This is a genomic window from Kribbella sp. NPDC002412 (assembly GCF_053592935.1).
Map to the genome: position 1 here is coordinate 171,391 of NZ_JBSFBL010000007.1, position 13,740 is coordinate 185,130.

At 69.8% G+C, this 13,740-nt stretch carries 17 protein-coding genes; 9 read left to right on the forward strand and 8 right to left on the reverse strand.

The features are described 5' to 3' along the window. Window positions 1-6: 6 nt before the first annotated feature. Window positions 7-624, reverse strand: coding sequence for an ATP-binding cassette domain-containing protein (locus ACWCOV_RS08465; protein ID WP_449828574.1), 618 nt, complete (start codon window positions 622-624; stop codon window positions 7-9). A gap of 216 nt (window positions 625-840) precedes the next feature. On the opposite strand from ACWCOV_RS08465, the gene ACWCOV_RS08470 reads away from it, so the two are divergent. Next, the gene (locus ACWCOV_RS08470) at window positions 841-1,956 is read left to right on the forward strand and encodes a LacI family DNA-binding transcriptional regulator (protein ID WP_449828575.1); all 1,116 of its coding nucleotides are present in this window, start codon (window positions 841-843) and stop codon (window positions 1,954-1,956) included. Here the strand turns inward: ACWCOV_RS08470 and ACWCOV_RS08475 are convergent. Further along, window positions 1,936-2,628, reverse strand: coding sequence for a TetR/AcrR family transcriptional regulator (locus tag ACWCOV_RS08475; protein WP_449828576.1), 693 nt, complete (start codon window positions 2,626-2,628; stop codon window positions 1,936-1,938). The two genes, ACWCOV_RS08470 and ACWCOV_RS08475, sit on opposite strands and share 21 nt — an antisense overlap. Window positions 2,629-2,729: 101 nt before the next feature. On the opposite strand from ACWCOV_RS08475, the gene ACWCOV_RS08480 reads away from it, so the two are divergent. Genes ACWCOV_RS08480 through ACWCOV_RS08490 form a run of 3 tightly spaced genes read left to right on the forward strand, consistent with a single transcriptional unit; the run spans window position 2,730 to window position 4,697 of the window. Further along, window positions 2,730-3,533 carry an alpha/beta fold hydrolase gene (locus ACWCOV_RS08480; RefSeq protein WP_449828577.1) on the forward strand — a complete coding sequence of 268 codons (804 nt, stop codon included), beginning with the start codon at window positions 2,730-2,732 and terminating at the stop codon, window positions 3,531-3,533. Between the two features lies 1 nt (window position 3,534). Further along, entirely contained in the window at window positions 3,535-4,095 is a 561-nt protein-coding gene (locus tag ACWCOV_RS08485) for a dihydrofolate reductase family protein (RefSeq protein WP_449828578.1), read from the forward strand. 50 nt (window positions 4,096-4,145) lie between these two features. Next, window positions 4,146-4,697, forward strand: coding sequence for a DUF4240 domain-containing protein (locus tag ACWCOV_RS08490; RefSeq protein WP_449828579.1), 552 nt, complete (start codon window positions 4,146-4,148; stop codon window positions 4,695-4,697). Between the two features lie 7 nt (window positions 4,698-4,704). Here ACWCOV_RS08490 and ACWCOV_RS08495 read toward each other — a convergent pair whose 3' ends face one another. From ACWCOV_RS08495 to ACWCOV_RS08505, 3 genes are read right to left on the reverse strand one after another with little or no spacing between them, the layout of a single operon-like run. Continuing rightward, a complete protein-coding gene (locus ACWCOV_RS08495; RefSeq protein WP_449828580.1) occupies window positions 4,705-5,370 on the reverse strand; it encodes a hypothetical protein in 666 nt (221 codons plus the stop codon). Between the two features lie 36 nt (window positions 5,371-5,406). After that, window positions 5,407-6,648 carry an RNA polymerase sigma factor gene (locus ACWCOV_RS08500; RefSeq protein ID WP_449828581.1) on the reverse strand — a complete coding sequence of 414 codons (1,242 nt, stop codon included), beginning with the start codon at window positions 6,646-6,648 and terminating at the stop codon, window positions 5,407-5,409. Continuing rightward, complete coding sequence (locus tag ACWCOV_RS08505) at window positions 6,645-7,016, reverse strand: YciI family protein (protein ID WP_449828582.1); 372 nt, start codon at window positions 7,014-7,016, stop codon at window positions 6,645-6,647. The genes ACWCOV_RS08500 and ACWCOV_RS08505 overlap by 4 nt, the downstream gene beginning before the upstream one ends. Before the next feature lie 154 nt (window positions 7,017-7,170). Between ACWCOV_RS08505 and ACWCOV_RS08510 the strand changes: the two genes are divergently transcribed. The 3 genes from ACWCOV_RS08510 (at window position 7,171) to ACWCOV_RS08520 (ending at window position 9,204) form a co-directional block, all read left to right on the forward strand. Continuing rightward, complete coding sequence (locus ACWCOV_RS08510; protein ID WP_449828583.1) at window positions 7,171-8,574, forward strand: MFS transporter; 1,404 nt, start codon at window positions 7,171-7,173, stop codon at window positions 8,572-8,574. 96 nt (window positions 8,575-8,670) lie between these two features. Further along, window positions 8,671-8,826 (forward strand): DUF6131 family protein, encoded by a 156-nt coding sequence (locus tag ACWCOV_RS08515; protein WP_449828584.1) that lies wholly within the window; start codon window positions 8,671-8,673, stop codon window positions 8,824-8,826. Between the two features lie 75 nt (window positions 8,827-8,901). Further along, window positions 8,902-9,204, forward strand: coding sequence for a YciI family protein (locus ACWCOV_RS08520; protein WP_449828585.1), 303 nt, complete (start codon window positions 8,902-8,904; stop codon window positions 9,202-9,204). On the opposite strand, the gene ACWCOV_RS08525 is transcribed toward ACWCOV_RS08520, so the two are convergent. Beyond that, entirely contained in the window at window positions 9,190-9,972 is a 783-nt protein-coding gene (locus ACWCOV_RS08525; protein WP_449828586.1) for an enoyl-CoA hydratase/isomerase family protein, read from the reverse strand. The genes ACWCOV_RS08520 and ACWCOV_RS08525 overlap by 15 nt on opposite strands. A gap of 50 nt (window positions 9,973-10,022) precedes the next feature. After that, window positions 10,023-10,541, reverse strand: coding sequence for an ester cyclase (locus tag ACWCOV_RS08530; RefSeq protein WP_449828587.1), 519 nt, complete (start codon window positions 10,539-10,541; stop codon window positions 10,023-10,025). Window positions 10,542-10,596: 55 nt separating this feature from the next. Between ACWCOV_RS08530 and ACWCOV_RS08535 the strand changes: the two genes are divergently transcribed. Continuing rightward, window positions 10,597-11,232 (forward strand): TetR/AcrR family transcriptional regulator, encoded by a 636-nt coding sequence (locus tag ACWCOV_RS08535; protein WP_449828588.1) that lies wholly within the window; start codon window positions 10,597-10,599, stop codon window positions 11,230-11,232. A 244-nt stretch (window positions 11,233-11,476) separates the two neighbouring features. Next, entirely contained in the window at window positions 11,477-12,394 is a 918-nt protein-coding gene (locus ACWCOV_RS08540; RefSeq protein WP_449828589.1) for an SH3 domain-containing protein, read from the forward strand. 83 nt (window positions 12,395-12,477) lie between these two features. Here ACWCOV_RS08540 and ACWCOV_RS08545 read toward each other — a convergent pair whose 3' ends face one another. Further along, entirely contained in the window at window positions 12,478-13,728 is a 1,251-nt protein-coding gene (locus tag ACWCOV_RS08545) for an FAD-binding oxidoreductase (protein WP_449828590.1), read from the reverse strand. Between the last annotated feature and the right edge of the window lie 12 nt (window positions 13,729-13,740).

Below are 13,740 nucleotides of genomic sequence, written 5' to 3' on the forward strand. Positions count from 1 at the left end.
CGGCCCTCAGAAGTTGAACTGGTCGATGTTTTCCGCGGTGAACTCGGTCGGCGGGCCGAGCACGATCTCGCCGTCCGCGCCGATGGTGTACTCACCGAGCTTCCCGGCCTTGAACTTCTCGCCCTGCGCGCCGGTGATCTGGCCCGAGCTCATCGCGGCACCGGCATATGCAGCCAGGTACCCGATGTCGGCCGGGTTCCACAGCGCGAACTTCTTCACCGTGCCGTCCTTGACGTACTGGCGCGGGGCAGCCTGCCGGACCATCGCGGCCCGGTCGATGGTTTTGAAACGACCCAGAGGCTGGCGGCCCATCGCGATGTTCTCCGCCACCGACAGGTCCGGGAACAGCGTCGGCTCCTGGTAGATGACCGCGATCCCGGCCGCCTTCGCGTCGGCCGGCGTCCCGAGATCGGTGGGTACGCCGTTCAGCTCGATGCTGCCGGTGTCCGGGCGGTGCACACCGGCCAGCATCTTCACGATCGTGGACTTCCCGGCCCCGTTCTCGCCGACCAGGGCGCGCGCCTCACCGCCGTACAGGTCGAAGGAGACCTCGCGGACGGCGGCGACCGCGCCGAACGACTTCGACACCGCGCGGACCCGCAACAGCGGCGTGGCGTCGGGCATGGTCACCTCCAACTCGGGGCGGCTGAGTTGCTGAAAGGTTTCAAGAAGCTGGCACGAAAGTACGGGCGAACGGCTTTTGGCGTCAAGGGCTCGTCCGGCCTGGACGGCCGATCCCGGACGCCGGACTGCGGAAAGCGGCCGGAAAGCAGGTACGCTCTCGGCTGCTAAGACGTTTCAAACCCGTCCCCGTGGGACCTTGACGCCGGGAGGCCGCGCATGGCAGCAGACAACGCGCCGGACCCCGCCTCCAGCACCGTCAGCCGAGCGTCGGGCAGTCGCAAGGAATCCACTGGAGGGCGGCGGCGGAAGGCCAAGCAGCATGCCGCCGGGGTGAAGGCGGTTGCGGCGGCGGCGGGGGTGTCCTTGGGGACCGTGTCGAACGTGCTGAACCGGCCTGAGGTCGTGAGTCCGGTGACTCGGGCCAAGGTCGAGGCAGCGATGGCGTCACTCGGTTTCGTGCGGAACGAGTCGGCCCGCCAGCTCCGCGCCGGCAGCAGCCGGATCCTCGCGTACCTGATGCTCGACGCCGGCAACCCGTTCTTCACCGACGTCGCCAAGGGAGTCGAGGACGCAGCCCGCGCAGCCGGTCTGTCGGTCTTCCTGTGCAACAGCAACGAGGACGCCGACCGCGAGGCCGACTACCTCGACCTGCTCGAGCAGCAGCGGGTGCAGGGCATCCTGATCACCCCGATCGACCAGAATTCGTCCCGCCTGCGCAAACTCCCCGCCCGCGGTACGCCGGTTGTCGTGGTGGACCGCGCGATCGACGACAACGAGCACTGCTCGGTCGCGGTGAACGACATCCTCGGCGGCGAGCTCGCCATCGCGCACCTGCTCGAGCTCGGCCACGACCGGATCGCCTACGTCGGCGGGCCGAACACGATCGGTCAGGTCATCGACCGTCGCGACGGCGCCCGCCGCGCGCTCCGCAAGGCCGGCAAACCCCCGGAGAACTTGATCGAAATCACCACCGGCGCGTTGACGGTCGCCGAAGGTAGGGGCGCAGGGCAACGACTTGCCGGTCTCCCGGCGACCCGCCGGCCGACGGCCGCGTTCTGCGCGAACGACCTGCTGGCGTTGGGCTTGCTGCAGCAATGCGTCAGCCTCGGCCTGCGCGTGCCCGAGGACCTGGCCATCGTCGGGTACGACGACATCGAGTTCGCTGCGGCGGCCGCCGTACCGCTGACTTCTGTCCGTCAGCCTCGGCAGCTGCTCGGCCGCACCGCCGCCGAGCTACTCCTCGACGAGTCGTCCAATCCGGACCACGAGCACCAGCGCGTCACCTTTACGCCCGAGCTCGTCGTCCGGACCTCAACGCGCGGGACTCTCTAACCCGTAGGCGGCGAGGAAGACCTCGGTGGCCTGGTCGGCCAGTTTGTCGAACTCGTCGGCGGGCGGCCGGGCCTCGGTGCCGGCGAACATCGCGCGGTTCATCGGCTTGTACATGACCAAGCCCGCGAACTGATAGGCCGCGAGCGTCGGATCGGGCAGCTCGCGGAGCATGCCGCGGTCGGTCAGGCTGGTCAGCGCCACCCCCAGCGCCTCCAGCGATCGCTCGAAACCGCTGGTGAACCAGGCCCCGCAGACCTCCGGGAAGCGGTCCGCCTCCGCGATGACGAGCCGGCGTAGCTGCAGCACGCTGCTGTTGGTGAGGCTGTCGAGGAAGTAGCGGGCCAGGTTCCCGAGCGCTTCTCGTGCGTCGGTGGCTCCGTCGAGCTTCTCGGCGTACGCCTTGGTCAGGCCGTCGAGCAGCTGGTCGCTGGTGCCGCCGACGATCTCGGCGAACAGGCGCTCCTTGTTCTCGAACTGCTTGTAGACGGTCTGCTTCGAGACGCCGGCCTTGGCGGCGACCAGGTCCATGCTGGCGCCCAGGTACCCGTGCTGCAGGAAGACCTCGGTCGCCGCGGCGAGGATCGCGCGGCGCTTGCGTGGCGTCCGGCCCTCGCCCTCGATGGCGACGACCTGCTCCGGCTGCCAGCCGGCAGCCCGTTGGCGTTGGTCCACGGAGTCCTCCTCGATGATTTCCCAAAATCATACTAGACAGTCCAGTTCTCCTGTGAGTACTGTACGGTCTAGTTCTGAGAAACGACACAGGGAGGGCTCCGATGAGTACCGTGAAATCCGCCGACGGCACGACGATCGCTTTCGACGCCATCGGGGAGGGCCGGCCGCTGATCATGATCGACGGCGCCACCGCCCACCGGGCCGTGAACCCGTCGAACGCCGAGGTGGCGAAGCTCCTGAGCGACGAGTTCCGGGTCTACGTCTACGACCGGCGCGGCCGGGGCGAGAGCACCGACACCAAGCCGTACGCGATCCAGCGCGAGATCGAGGACCTCGCCGCGCTGATCGAGGACGCCGGGCAGCCGGCGATCCTGTTCGGCTGGTCCTCCGGCGGCCTGCTGGCGATGGACGCGACCGCCGCCGGGTTGCCGGTCGCCGCGCTGGCGCTGTTCGAACCGCCGGTGGTCGTCGACGAGGGCCGCCCGCCGCTGCCGGCCGACTACGTCGAGCGGCTCGAGGCTGCGGTGGCCGCCGGTCGTCCGGGCGACGCGGTCGAGCTGTTCATGACCGCGGGCGCCAACATGCCGGCCGAGTTCGTCGACATGATGCGGGGGACGCCGATCTGGTCCGGAGTCGAGGAGATCGCCGGGACGATCGCGTACGACGGCCGGATCATGGGGACCACGATGTCGGGCAACCCGCTGCCCACCGACCGCTGGGCCGCGATCGACGTGCCGGTGCTGGTGATGCACGGCGACAACACCGCGCCGTACCTGAAGACCGGTCCCGCAGCGGTGGCCGACCTGCTGCCGACCGCGCGGTTGCTGCCGGTGCCGGGCGAGAACCACAACGTCGAGCCGCCGGTGCTGGCCCCGGTCCTGCGGCAGTTCGCGAAGGAGCTGTGAGATGGGGAAGATCGTGGTGACCACGTTCAGCTCGCTGGACGGCGTCGTCCAGGCGCCGGGCGGGGAGGACTTCAAGTACCAGAACTGGAGCTTCGAGTTCGACCGCGGGCCGGACGGGGAGAAGTTCAAGGAGGACGAGGCGTTCGGCGCCGACGCGTTGCTGATCGGTCGCAAGACCTACGAGGGCTTCGCCGCCGCCTGGCCGAACTACGAGGGCGAGCTGGCCGACAAGTACAACAGCATGCCCAAGTACGTCGTCTCCAGCACGCTGAAGGACCCGAAGTGGAACAACACCCGGGTCCTGTCCGGCGATGTCCGCGACGAGGTCGCGAAGCTCAAGTCCGAGGTCGAAGGCGAGATCCAGGTCCCCGGCAGCATCCAGCTCGCCCAGACCCTGCTCGCCGCCGACCTGGTCGACGAGCTCCACCTGATGACCTTCCCCGTCCTCCTCGGCACCGGCCGCAAACTCTTCGCCGAGACCCCCGACAAGACCACCTGGCGCCTCACCCAGTCCCTCACCGTCGGCGAAGGAATCCTGATCACCACCTTCCAACGCGCCTGACCGCGGCCGGGACCTCGACAGGTCCCGGCCGCCGGGGGGACGCTGGGAGGGTGGACAGGGACGGGTTCTGGGGATTGGTCGAGGGTGCGCGCGGTGGGGTGGACGACACCGTCGCGGATCCGGACGGGGTAGCGGACGCGCTGACCAAGCTGCTGGGTGGGCTGGAGGCCGAGGAGATCGCCGGGTTCGGAGTGGAGCTCGCGCGGTTGCTGGTCGAGTCGTACCGGTGGGACCTGTGGGCGGCGGCGTACCTGATCAACTCGGGGGCCTCGGAGGACGGGTTCGACTCGTTCCGGGGCTGGTTGGTCGCGCAGGGACGGGAGATCTGGGAGGCGGCGCTGGCCGACCCGGACTCCCTGGCCGACGTGGTCGACGAGGACCGGCCGGAGGGCTTCGAGGGATTCGACGGCGAGGGGCTGCTGCACGTCGGCAGTCACGCGTACAAGAACGTGGCCGGCGACGAGGCGGCCTTCTGGAAGGCGGTCGACGCGGAGGCGCCGGACACACCGGACCTGCCGGCCGGGCAGGAGATCGACTTCGACGACGAGGACGACCTGCACGCCCACCTGCCGCGGCTGGCGGCGCTCTACCTGGACAACTGAGCGACGGTCACCCTGGCTCGCCGCCGAGGCGCTCGATCGCGGCGCGGAGGCGGCGGCGCCAGCTGGGCATGCCTGCCTCCTCGTCGGCCGCGGCCAGGCTGACCAGGTGCTGCGCCATCTCGAACCCTTCCGTGGTCCGGGGCTCCAGGTCGGTCATCGCGGCCTGTGGCTCGTCGTGGTCGACCTCGATCTGCCGGCTGGTCCAGCCGAACCCGTCCGGCACCAGGAGCTCCGGCACCAGCGACTCATGGCTGAGCGACGTCAGCTCCTTGTCGCCGTTGCCGATGCTGAAGATCGTCGTACCGCGCCGCCGTACGTCGCTGATGCGCTCGAGCAGCGTGTCCGCCGGGTCCTCCTCGGCCACGACCAGCAGCGACTCGCCACGGCCGGCGTCCCGCAACCGGTCCAGGCCGATCGCGAGGTGCGGCGGTGCGCCGGGCGGCGGCGACCAGCGGACCAGTGACGGCCGGACGTCCTCTACACCTGCCCGGTGCAGCTCGTCGTCCAGGTGCGCGGTGAGGTGCCAGGGCTCGTCGTCCGGCGGGCCGAACAGCATCAGGCCACCGGTCCGGGTGGTGAATCGGCGCAGTGAGTGGGCGAAGTCCGTCGTCCGGCTGCCGAGCTCGGTGCCGGTCAGCATCTCGCGGAGGAGCGAGGCCCTGGTGAGATCCACCCCTCCAACTTGGCACACGGTCGGGGGCACCGCGACTCAGCCCAGCCGGTCTGCCTTGGACTGCAGGTAGTTGCGTTCGGGGACACTCGTCGTGCGGCGGGCTGCCAGCAGGTAGCTCTCCCGCGCGCCGGCCAGGTCACCCGACATCTCCAGCAGGTGGGCCCGCACGGCCTCCAGGCGGTGGTGATCGGTCATCCGGTCGTCGGACTCGAGCGGCTCGAGTACGGCGAGGCCCTCCTTCGGACCGGTCGCCATGGCCACCGCCACGGCATGGTTGAGCTTGACCATCGGGTTGTCGACCATGTGCTCGAGCACCTCGTACAGCGCGACGATCTGCCGCCAGTCCGTGTCCTCGGCGTGCTCGGCCGTGTCGTGCACGGCCGCGATCGCCGCCTGCACCTGGTAGGGCCCGAGCTGCGTACGCGCCAGTGCGTCGGTCACCAGCGCCTCACCCTCGACGATGACCGCCTTGTTCCACTTCGACCGGTCCTGCTCGGCCAGCGGGATCAGCGCGCCATCGGGGCCGGTGCGGGCGAGCCGACGCGCGTCCGTCAGCAGCATCAGCGCCAGCAACCCGGCGACTTCGCCGTCGTCAGGCAGCAGCCGCCGTACGCTGCGCACGAGCCGGATCGCCTCGGTCGTGAGCTCCGCACTGTGCAGCGACGTACCGGACGACGCGGTGTACCCCTCGTTGAAGATCAGGTAGAGGACGTGCAGTACGGCGCCCATCCGCTCGTCCCGCTCGGCCTCCGGAGGGAGCTCGAACGTGCTGCCCGCCTGCTTGATGCTGCGCTTGGCCCGGCTGATCCGCTGCGCCATCGTTGCCTCCGGCACCAGGAACGCGGCCGCGATCTGCGCGGTGGTCAGACCGCCGACCGCACGCAGGGTCAGCGCGATCTGCGAGGCCGGCGACAGGGCCGGATGGCAGCACAGGAACAGCAAAGTCAGCGTGTCGTCCCGGCCGCCCGGATCGTCGATGTCGGGGCCCGCGGCAACGAACTCCTCGGGTGCGGCGAGCTGCGCCGCGTTCTCCTCCCGCCGTCGCCGGGCCGACTCGCTGCGCAGCAGGTCGGTCAAGCGCCGCGACCCGACCCGGATCAGCCAGCCACGAGGGTTGTCCGGTACGCCCTCGTCGGGCCACTGCTGCGCTGCCGCGAGCAGTGCTTCCTGCACCGCTTCCTCGGCCAGGTCGAAGTGCCCGTAGTGCCGGACCAGCGCGCTCAGCACCTGCGGCGCCTGCTCCCGCAGCAGCAGCTCGAAGGCCGCAGGCGCGGTCACATCTCCAGCCCGGACGTGTCCATCACCGGTCGCACCTCCACGGCGACGTACTTCGCGTCCGGCATCCGGGCGGCGTAGCTGATCGCCTGGTCGATGTCGTCGCACTCGACCAGGTAGAACCCGGCCAGGTGCTCCTTGGCCTCAGCGTACGGCCCGTCCGTGGTCGTGGTGGTGTCGTCGCGGACCGAGACGGTCCGGCTGGTGATGGGGTCGGCCAGGCCGGCGGCACTGACCAGCAGGCCCTGCTCACTGAGCTCGCGGGTGAGCTCGTCGTGTGCACGGGACAGGCCTTCGCGTTGCTCGGCGGACAGGCTCGCCCAGCTCTCGGGGTTGCTGTAGATCAGCAGCACGTACTTCACAGGCACCATCCTGTCGCTCCCGGAGGCCGCTGTGACCCCCTCTCACCCGGTACGTCGTACCCACCGGACGACTTTCGACAGAAATGTCGAGGTGGTCCGCGCGGCACCGACGTCTCCGCCGAGTGGACGCCGACCGGGCGTCCCGCCGTAGTGGAGATGTCACATGGTTACCGAGTCCAAGCGCTGGTGGGCGCTGGCGTTGCTGTGCCTGACCGGGTTCATGATCATCCTGGACGCGTCGATCGTGCTGGTCGCGGTCCCGTCGATCGAGCGGGAGCTGACGTTCTCGGCCGGTGGCGTGCAGTGGGTGCCGAGCGGGTACGCGCTGATGTTCGGCGGCCTGCTCCTGCTGGGCGGGCGGATCTCCGACCTGCTCGGGCGGCGCCGGGTGTTCATCACCGGTCTGGTGCTGTTCGCCGCGTCCTCCCTGCTGTGCGGGTTCGCTTGGAGTGGTGACGCACTGGTGCTCGCACGGGGCCTGCAGGGCGCGTCGGCCGCCGTACTGCTGCCGAGTGCGTTGGCGATCGTGATGACGACCTTCCCGGACGGACCGGACCGCAACAAGGCGCTCGGGATCTGGGGAGCGACCAGTGGCGTCGGCGGTACGGCGGGATCGCTGATCGGCGGCCCGGTCACCGACGGCCTGGGCTGGCAGTGGATCTTCTTCATCAACGTGCCGGTGTGCGTGCTGGTCGTCGTATTGGCGCCCGCACTGCTGCAGGAGAGCCGTGGACCGGGCCGGCGCGGGTTCGACGTCGCCGGCGCGGTCACAGTGACGGCTGCGCTCATCGTGCTCGTGTACGCCGTCGTCGAGGCACCGCACTCGCCGCTTGGCCGGACGCTCGCGCTGGTGCTGTTATCCGGCCTGCTGTTCGGGCTGTTCGTGCTGGTGGAGCAGCGGTCGGCGGCGCCGCTCGTGCCGCTGCGGATCTTCCGGTCGCGGGCTCTGGTCGGTGGCAACCTCATCACGGTCAGCTGGGGCCTGGCGGCGTTCGGGCTGAACTACGTCTACACGCAGTACGCCCAGTTTGCTCTTGGTGTGTCCGCGGTCCGCTACGGCCTGATGTCCGCCGTACTCGCGGCTGCCGCTGTGGTGGCGTCGATTGTCGGCCAGCACCTCGTCACCACTCTCGGGCCGCGCCGGGTCGCCTTCGCCTCGTTGCTGGTGGCTGGAGTCGGTACGACGCTGATGACGCAGCTGACCGTCCACTCCGGATACTTCGAGCTCGCCTTCTGGGGCCTGACGATCTTCGGCGCCGGTCTGGGCGCCGGAACGGTGGCAGGGTCGATCGCCTCGCTCAGCGACGTGGCCGGCGAGGACTCCGGCGTCGCGTCCGGCCTGCAGAACGCCAGCTTCCAGATCGGCGGCGCAGTAGGCATCGCAGCCCTCTCCGCGGTCGCAGCGGCCAGTACGACGGGCTCCACCCCGACCGCGCTGACACACGGCTACCGGATCGCGTTCTGGGCGGTGTGGGCGTGCCTCGTCGTCGGTATCGCGGGCTGCGCGGTCCTGCTGAGCCGCAAGCGCCCTGCGGAGCGACAGCTGCAGGCAGTCGTTACCCACTGAGGTCAAACGGTTGTTGGAGGTTTACAACGGCCGGAGTGGGCACCGGATTCGTGTGGCCGCCACTTCCGCCCGGCGGCCCCTCGACAAGGAGGCTTCATGCTCATCCTCGGACTGATCCTGTTGGTCCTGGGTCTCGTGCTGAACATCTCGATCCTGTGGACGCTCGGCATCGTCGTGCTGCTCGTCGGGGCCGTGTTGTTCCTGCTCGGGTCCACCGGCCGAGCCGTCGGCGGACGACGGCACTGGTACTGACAGACCTGGGCCTCAGAACCCCGCGGGCGCCCGGCCCCGCGGGGTTCTGTCCGCCCTCGTCGCTACGGTGAGCCCATGAAGTACGTCGTGATGATCTACGGGGCGGACGCCGCCCGCCGGATTGCCGAAGTCAAGGCCGAGCTTGCCGAGGTCGTCAGCGCCGAGGAGCTGCAGCTGCCCAGCGAGGGCAGGATCGTGCGGATCCGCGACGACGCGCAGACCGCCACCGCCGGGCCGTTCGTCCCTGCCGACCCGCAGGTGGCCGGCATCGTCCTGATCGACGTGGCCGACGACGCCGGCGCCGAAGCCGTCGCCGCCCGCATCTCGGCCATCGTGGGCGACCGGGTCGAGCTCCGCGGGACCCTAATCAGCGCCTGAGGGGAACCGCGGCGCACGCCTTTCGGTGAACGCTGCGATGCCTTCGGCCAACTCACCCGTCGCGATCGTCTCCTGGTAGCGCCGCCGTGCCTGCGCATCGGCGTTCGTACCGGCGAGCAACGCGTTGACCGACTCCTTGGCCGAACGGATCGTCAACTGCGACCGCGACACCAGGGTCGCCGCGAACGCCGCGACCTCAGCGTCCAGCTCGGCCGGCTCGACCACCCGGTCGACCAGCCCCTTGAGCTCAGCCTGTGCGGCGGTCAGGAGCTCGCCGCTGAAGAGCAGGTACTTCGTCGTCGCCGGACCGACCAGGTCCAGCAGGACCTTGATCGCGTCCGGTGGATAGACCACGCCGATCCGGGCCGGAGTCACCCCGAACGTCGCGTCGTCGGCCGCGAACCGGAAGTCGCAGTTCACCGCGAGCTCAAGCCCGCCGCCGATGCAGTGCCCGCGGACGACCGCGACCGTCGGCCTCGGGAACTCCCGCAACGCGGCCTGCGCCCGCAGGTTGAACGCGCGCAGCTCCGCCATCGGATCGGCCGGATCGGCCCCGGAGATCAGCTCCCCGATGTCCGCCCCGGCCGAGAAGGCCGGCCCGGTACCGGTCACCAGCAGCACCTTGACCGCATCGTCCGCGGCCAGCTCGGCGAGCACCCCGGGCAGGGCCTCCCACATCGCCCGTGTCAGCGCGTTCCGCTTCTCGGCCCGGTCGATCACCAGCCGGGCCACCGCCCCGCCCTCGACCCGGAATCCCAGCTCGTCCACGCCCGCAGTCAACCAGCCGGCGGTCCCCAGCGCCGCCAGCTGGATCACATCTAGGCCGCCCGCTTGGTCCGGGACTTCGCGCGGGCCATCTTGAACAGGTACGCCGGGGTCGGCGGCACCCAGCCGAGTTGCTTGGCCTGACCGAGGTCGTCGCGGTTCGCCCAGTGGTCGATGACCTTGCCGTCCTCGATCCGCAGCCAGTGCGACTGGGTGATGGCGAACGTCTTGCCGGTCGGCGGGAACACCGTGTCCACGGCTCCGGACTCGGTGTAGACCGCGAACGGCGCGACGTGCCGGCCGCTCATCGTGGAGTGGATTGCCACCAGATTGCCGTTGGCAACGACATGGTGGATCTCGTAGGCCAGGCCGGCGAACGCGGTCCGCAGCCAGAGCGCGGTCTGGTAGTACCCCTCGGGCCCGCCGACCCGGCAGGCCGGCGGCTCGGCAATGTCCTCGGAGTTGACCGCGGCCGGATGGATGAGCGCGTCGAAGTCGGCCCGCTCCCCCTCGGCCATGATCCGGATCGCCCGGGTGGCGATCTCCCCCGCTGCGGTCACGTCGGTGTTCATCTTTCCCCCTGGAATTCGATACAGTGAGCCTGTACCTAAAACCATGGGACGGGTGATGGCAGAAGTCAAGAGGCAGTACGACGCCTCCGGCCGGCGCGAGCGGGCCCGGCAACGACGGCGCGACGTCGTGGTCGCGGCCCGGGACCTGTTCGAGGCCGACGGCTTCCAGGCCACCACGATCACCGCGGTCGCGAAGCGGTCCGGCGTCTCGGCCGAGAGCATCTACAAGGGCTTCGGCACCAAGGCCGCGCTGGCCAAGGCGGTGTTCGACTTCGTCATCGCCGGCGACGACGAGCCGGTCCCGATGGCCGAGCGCCCGGAGTCCCTTGCGATCCAGGCGGAACCCGACGTACGGCGCAAGATCCAGCTGTACGTCGACGGTCTCGCGGTGCGGCAGCAGCGGGCCGCCCGCGTCCAGATCGCGATCCGGGACGGCCGGCACCACGACGAGACGCTCCGGGAGACGTGGCAGACCCTGCTGGACGAGCGGCTGACCGGGATGACGATGCTCGGCCGCCACCTGCTCGAGAGCGGCCAACTGCGCGCCGGCATCACGCTCGGCGAGGTCGCCGACGTGCTGTGGACCTACATCTCGGTCGAGCTCTACGAGCTGCTGGTGCTGACCCGCGGCTGGCCGATCGATCGTTACCGAGCCTGGATCGGGCGGGCGATCACTGACGCTCTGTGCTGAAACGACAGCACGAAATTGGCCCAATCGTTTGATCTCGGACGGATAACTTCCGGATAGCGGGCGGATTACGCCCGGTACCCCAATTGGATGTTCGTAATGCGTTAAGAACGCGGGTCGATTCGAACCCCGGCCGGGATGTGTGCTTGACTCCTCCGGTCGATAACGGTTTGGTCTCGACAGATTGGGTGGAGTAGTGGCTGCAGGACGGCATAGACAGGCGCGGCACCGTCAACCGCGCCCGAAGGTGATCCAGCCCGGTATCGCGAAGGTGGTGATCCCCGGTGCGGCGGTGGCCCTGGTAGCCACCGGCTCGGCAGCCGCGTTCCCTGACCAGGAAGTCAAGCTCGACACCCCGACCGCCACCTCGTCCCTGCAGGTGCAGCGTGAGTCGGCGATCAGCCGGGACGCCCTCCGTCCTCCGCTGAACGTCACCACCCCGGCGCCGAAGCCGAAGGCCGCGCCGACGGCGAAGCACCTGAAGAAGCAGGCGCCGATCCCGAAGCCCACCGCGACGAAGACCCGCGCCGCCGCCGCGGCGGGCGCGACCCCGCCGAAGGTGACCGGCTCGAAGTACACCACCACCGACCTGAACGTCTGGTCCCTCCCACTCACCGGTGTGCTGCTCGACGTCCTCCCGAAGGGCACCAAGGTCTCCGTCACCGGCAAGGTCGACGGCATCTGGGCCGAGATCGTCCGGGACGGCAAGTCCCGCTGGGTGAAGGCGGCGTACCTGTCGGCCACCAAGCCGGTCGCGAGCACCGCGACCACCGCGAGCACCATCTCGCAGGCCGCCTGCAAGTCGGGCTCGGCCGTCGAGGAAGGGCTGACCCAGGACGCGATCCGGGTGCACCGGGCCGTCTGCGCGAAGTTCCCGAACATCACGTCGTACGGCGGACTCCGCGCCGGTGACACCGGCTCCGAGCACTCCACCGGCCGCGCGCTCGACATCATGGTCAGCGGCTCGGAGGGCAAGGAGGTCGCCGAGTGGCTGAAGGCGAACTACCAGAAGCTCGGGATCAGCGAGCTGATCTACCAGCAGCAGATCTGGACCGTCCAGCGCAGCTCCGAGGGCTGGCGCGGGATGGAAGACCGCGGTGGCGCCACCGCGAACCACATGGACCACGTGCACGTCTCCGTCTACGGAAACGAAGGCACGGTCTAGGTCCCCCCACACGTCGGCCCCTCCGCTGACGCCCCGAGCGACCCCGGCCCTCCGGAACCTGAGGGCCGGGGTCGCTCTTTGTCTCACGGCCTGATGTTGGCGTTCAGGCGGAAGACGTTGGTGGGGTCGTAGGCGCGCTTCACCTCGCGGAGCCGGCGCAGGTCCTCGGGTGCATACGCCGTTTCCGCCTTGGCCGGGTCGGCCAGGAAGTTCACGAAGGTTCGGCCGGAGCTCGGCAGGTGCGGCTGCTCGCGGTCGACGATCAGCGAGTACGACGCACCGCGGTGACCGACCGGTCCGGCGCCAGGCCCCGGGTGCGCCATCGCGCCACCCCAGTGCCGGATCTCCACGGTCGCGTCCGCGGCGGTCAGCGTGTCGATCAGGTCGTCGGTGAGCTCGTCGAGGAAGTCCAGGTGCCGGGCGGGCGTCCCGCCCATCGCGGCGGCGCCGTACTCGATCGTCCGGAGCTCGCCGGCCAGCCGCGGTCCGGCGACCTCGAAGAGTGGCTTCAGCAGGTGTTCGGCGACGTCGGCCTCACCGGCATACATGACCTTGATGGCGACACCGTCGTCCTTGGTGAGTACGACGGCTGTGCTCAGCTCGTTCGGGATCGTCGCGGTCCAGTCGCGGTAGCGGCGCAGGATCGCAGCCGCGTGGTCGGCGCCGTAGTACACGATGCCGGCGTGGACCTGGCGGACCGGGTAGAGCCGGAACTCCAGCGACGTGACGATGCCGAAGTTGCCGGTGCCGCCGCGGATCGCCCAGAAGAGGTCCGGGTGCTGCTCCGCGCTCGCGGTGACGAACCGGCCGTCGGCGGTGACGACCTCGGCCCGGATCACGCTGTCGGCCGCGAACCCGTACTTCCGCGCCAGCCAGCCGACCCCGCCACCCAGCGTGTAGCCGGTGACGCCGACATCGCGGTGCGAGCCCGACAACGGCGCGAGCCCGAACTGCCCCGCGGCGTCGAGTACGGCGCCCCACCGAGCCCCCGGCCCCACCTTCGCGATCCGCCGCTCCGGGTCGACCAGCACACTGCTCATCGACGTCGTCTTCAGCAGGATCCCGCCGTCGGCCGGGACCCGAGTCCCATGCCCAGTCGCCTGAACCGCGATCGGCACGCCGTACTCCCGAGCCGTCCGCACCGCCGCCTGCACATCCGTCCGGCCGTAAGCCTCCGCAACCACCAACGGCCGCGAGTCGACCGTAGGGATCACAGACCGCCGCTGAACGTCGTACTCCGCCGTCCCCGGCAACCGAACCCCACCGTTGAACCCCGCCCCCAACAGCCCAGCCACCACATCGCCGGCAACCGATCCCACAGCCTGCGTAGTCATCCCAATCCACTC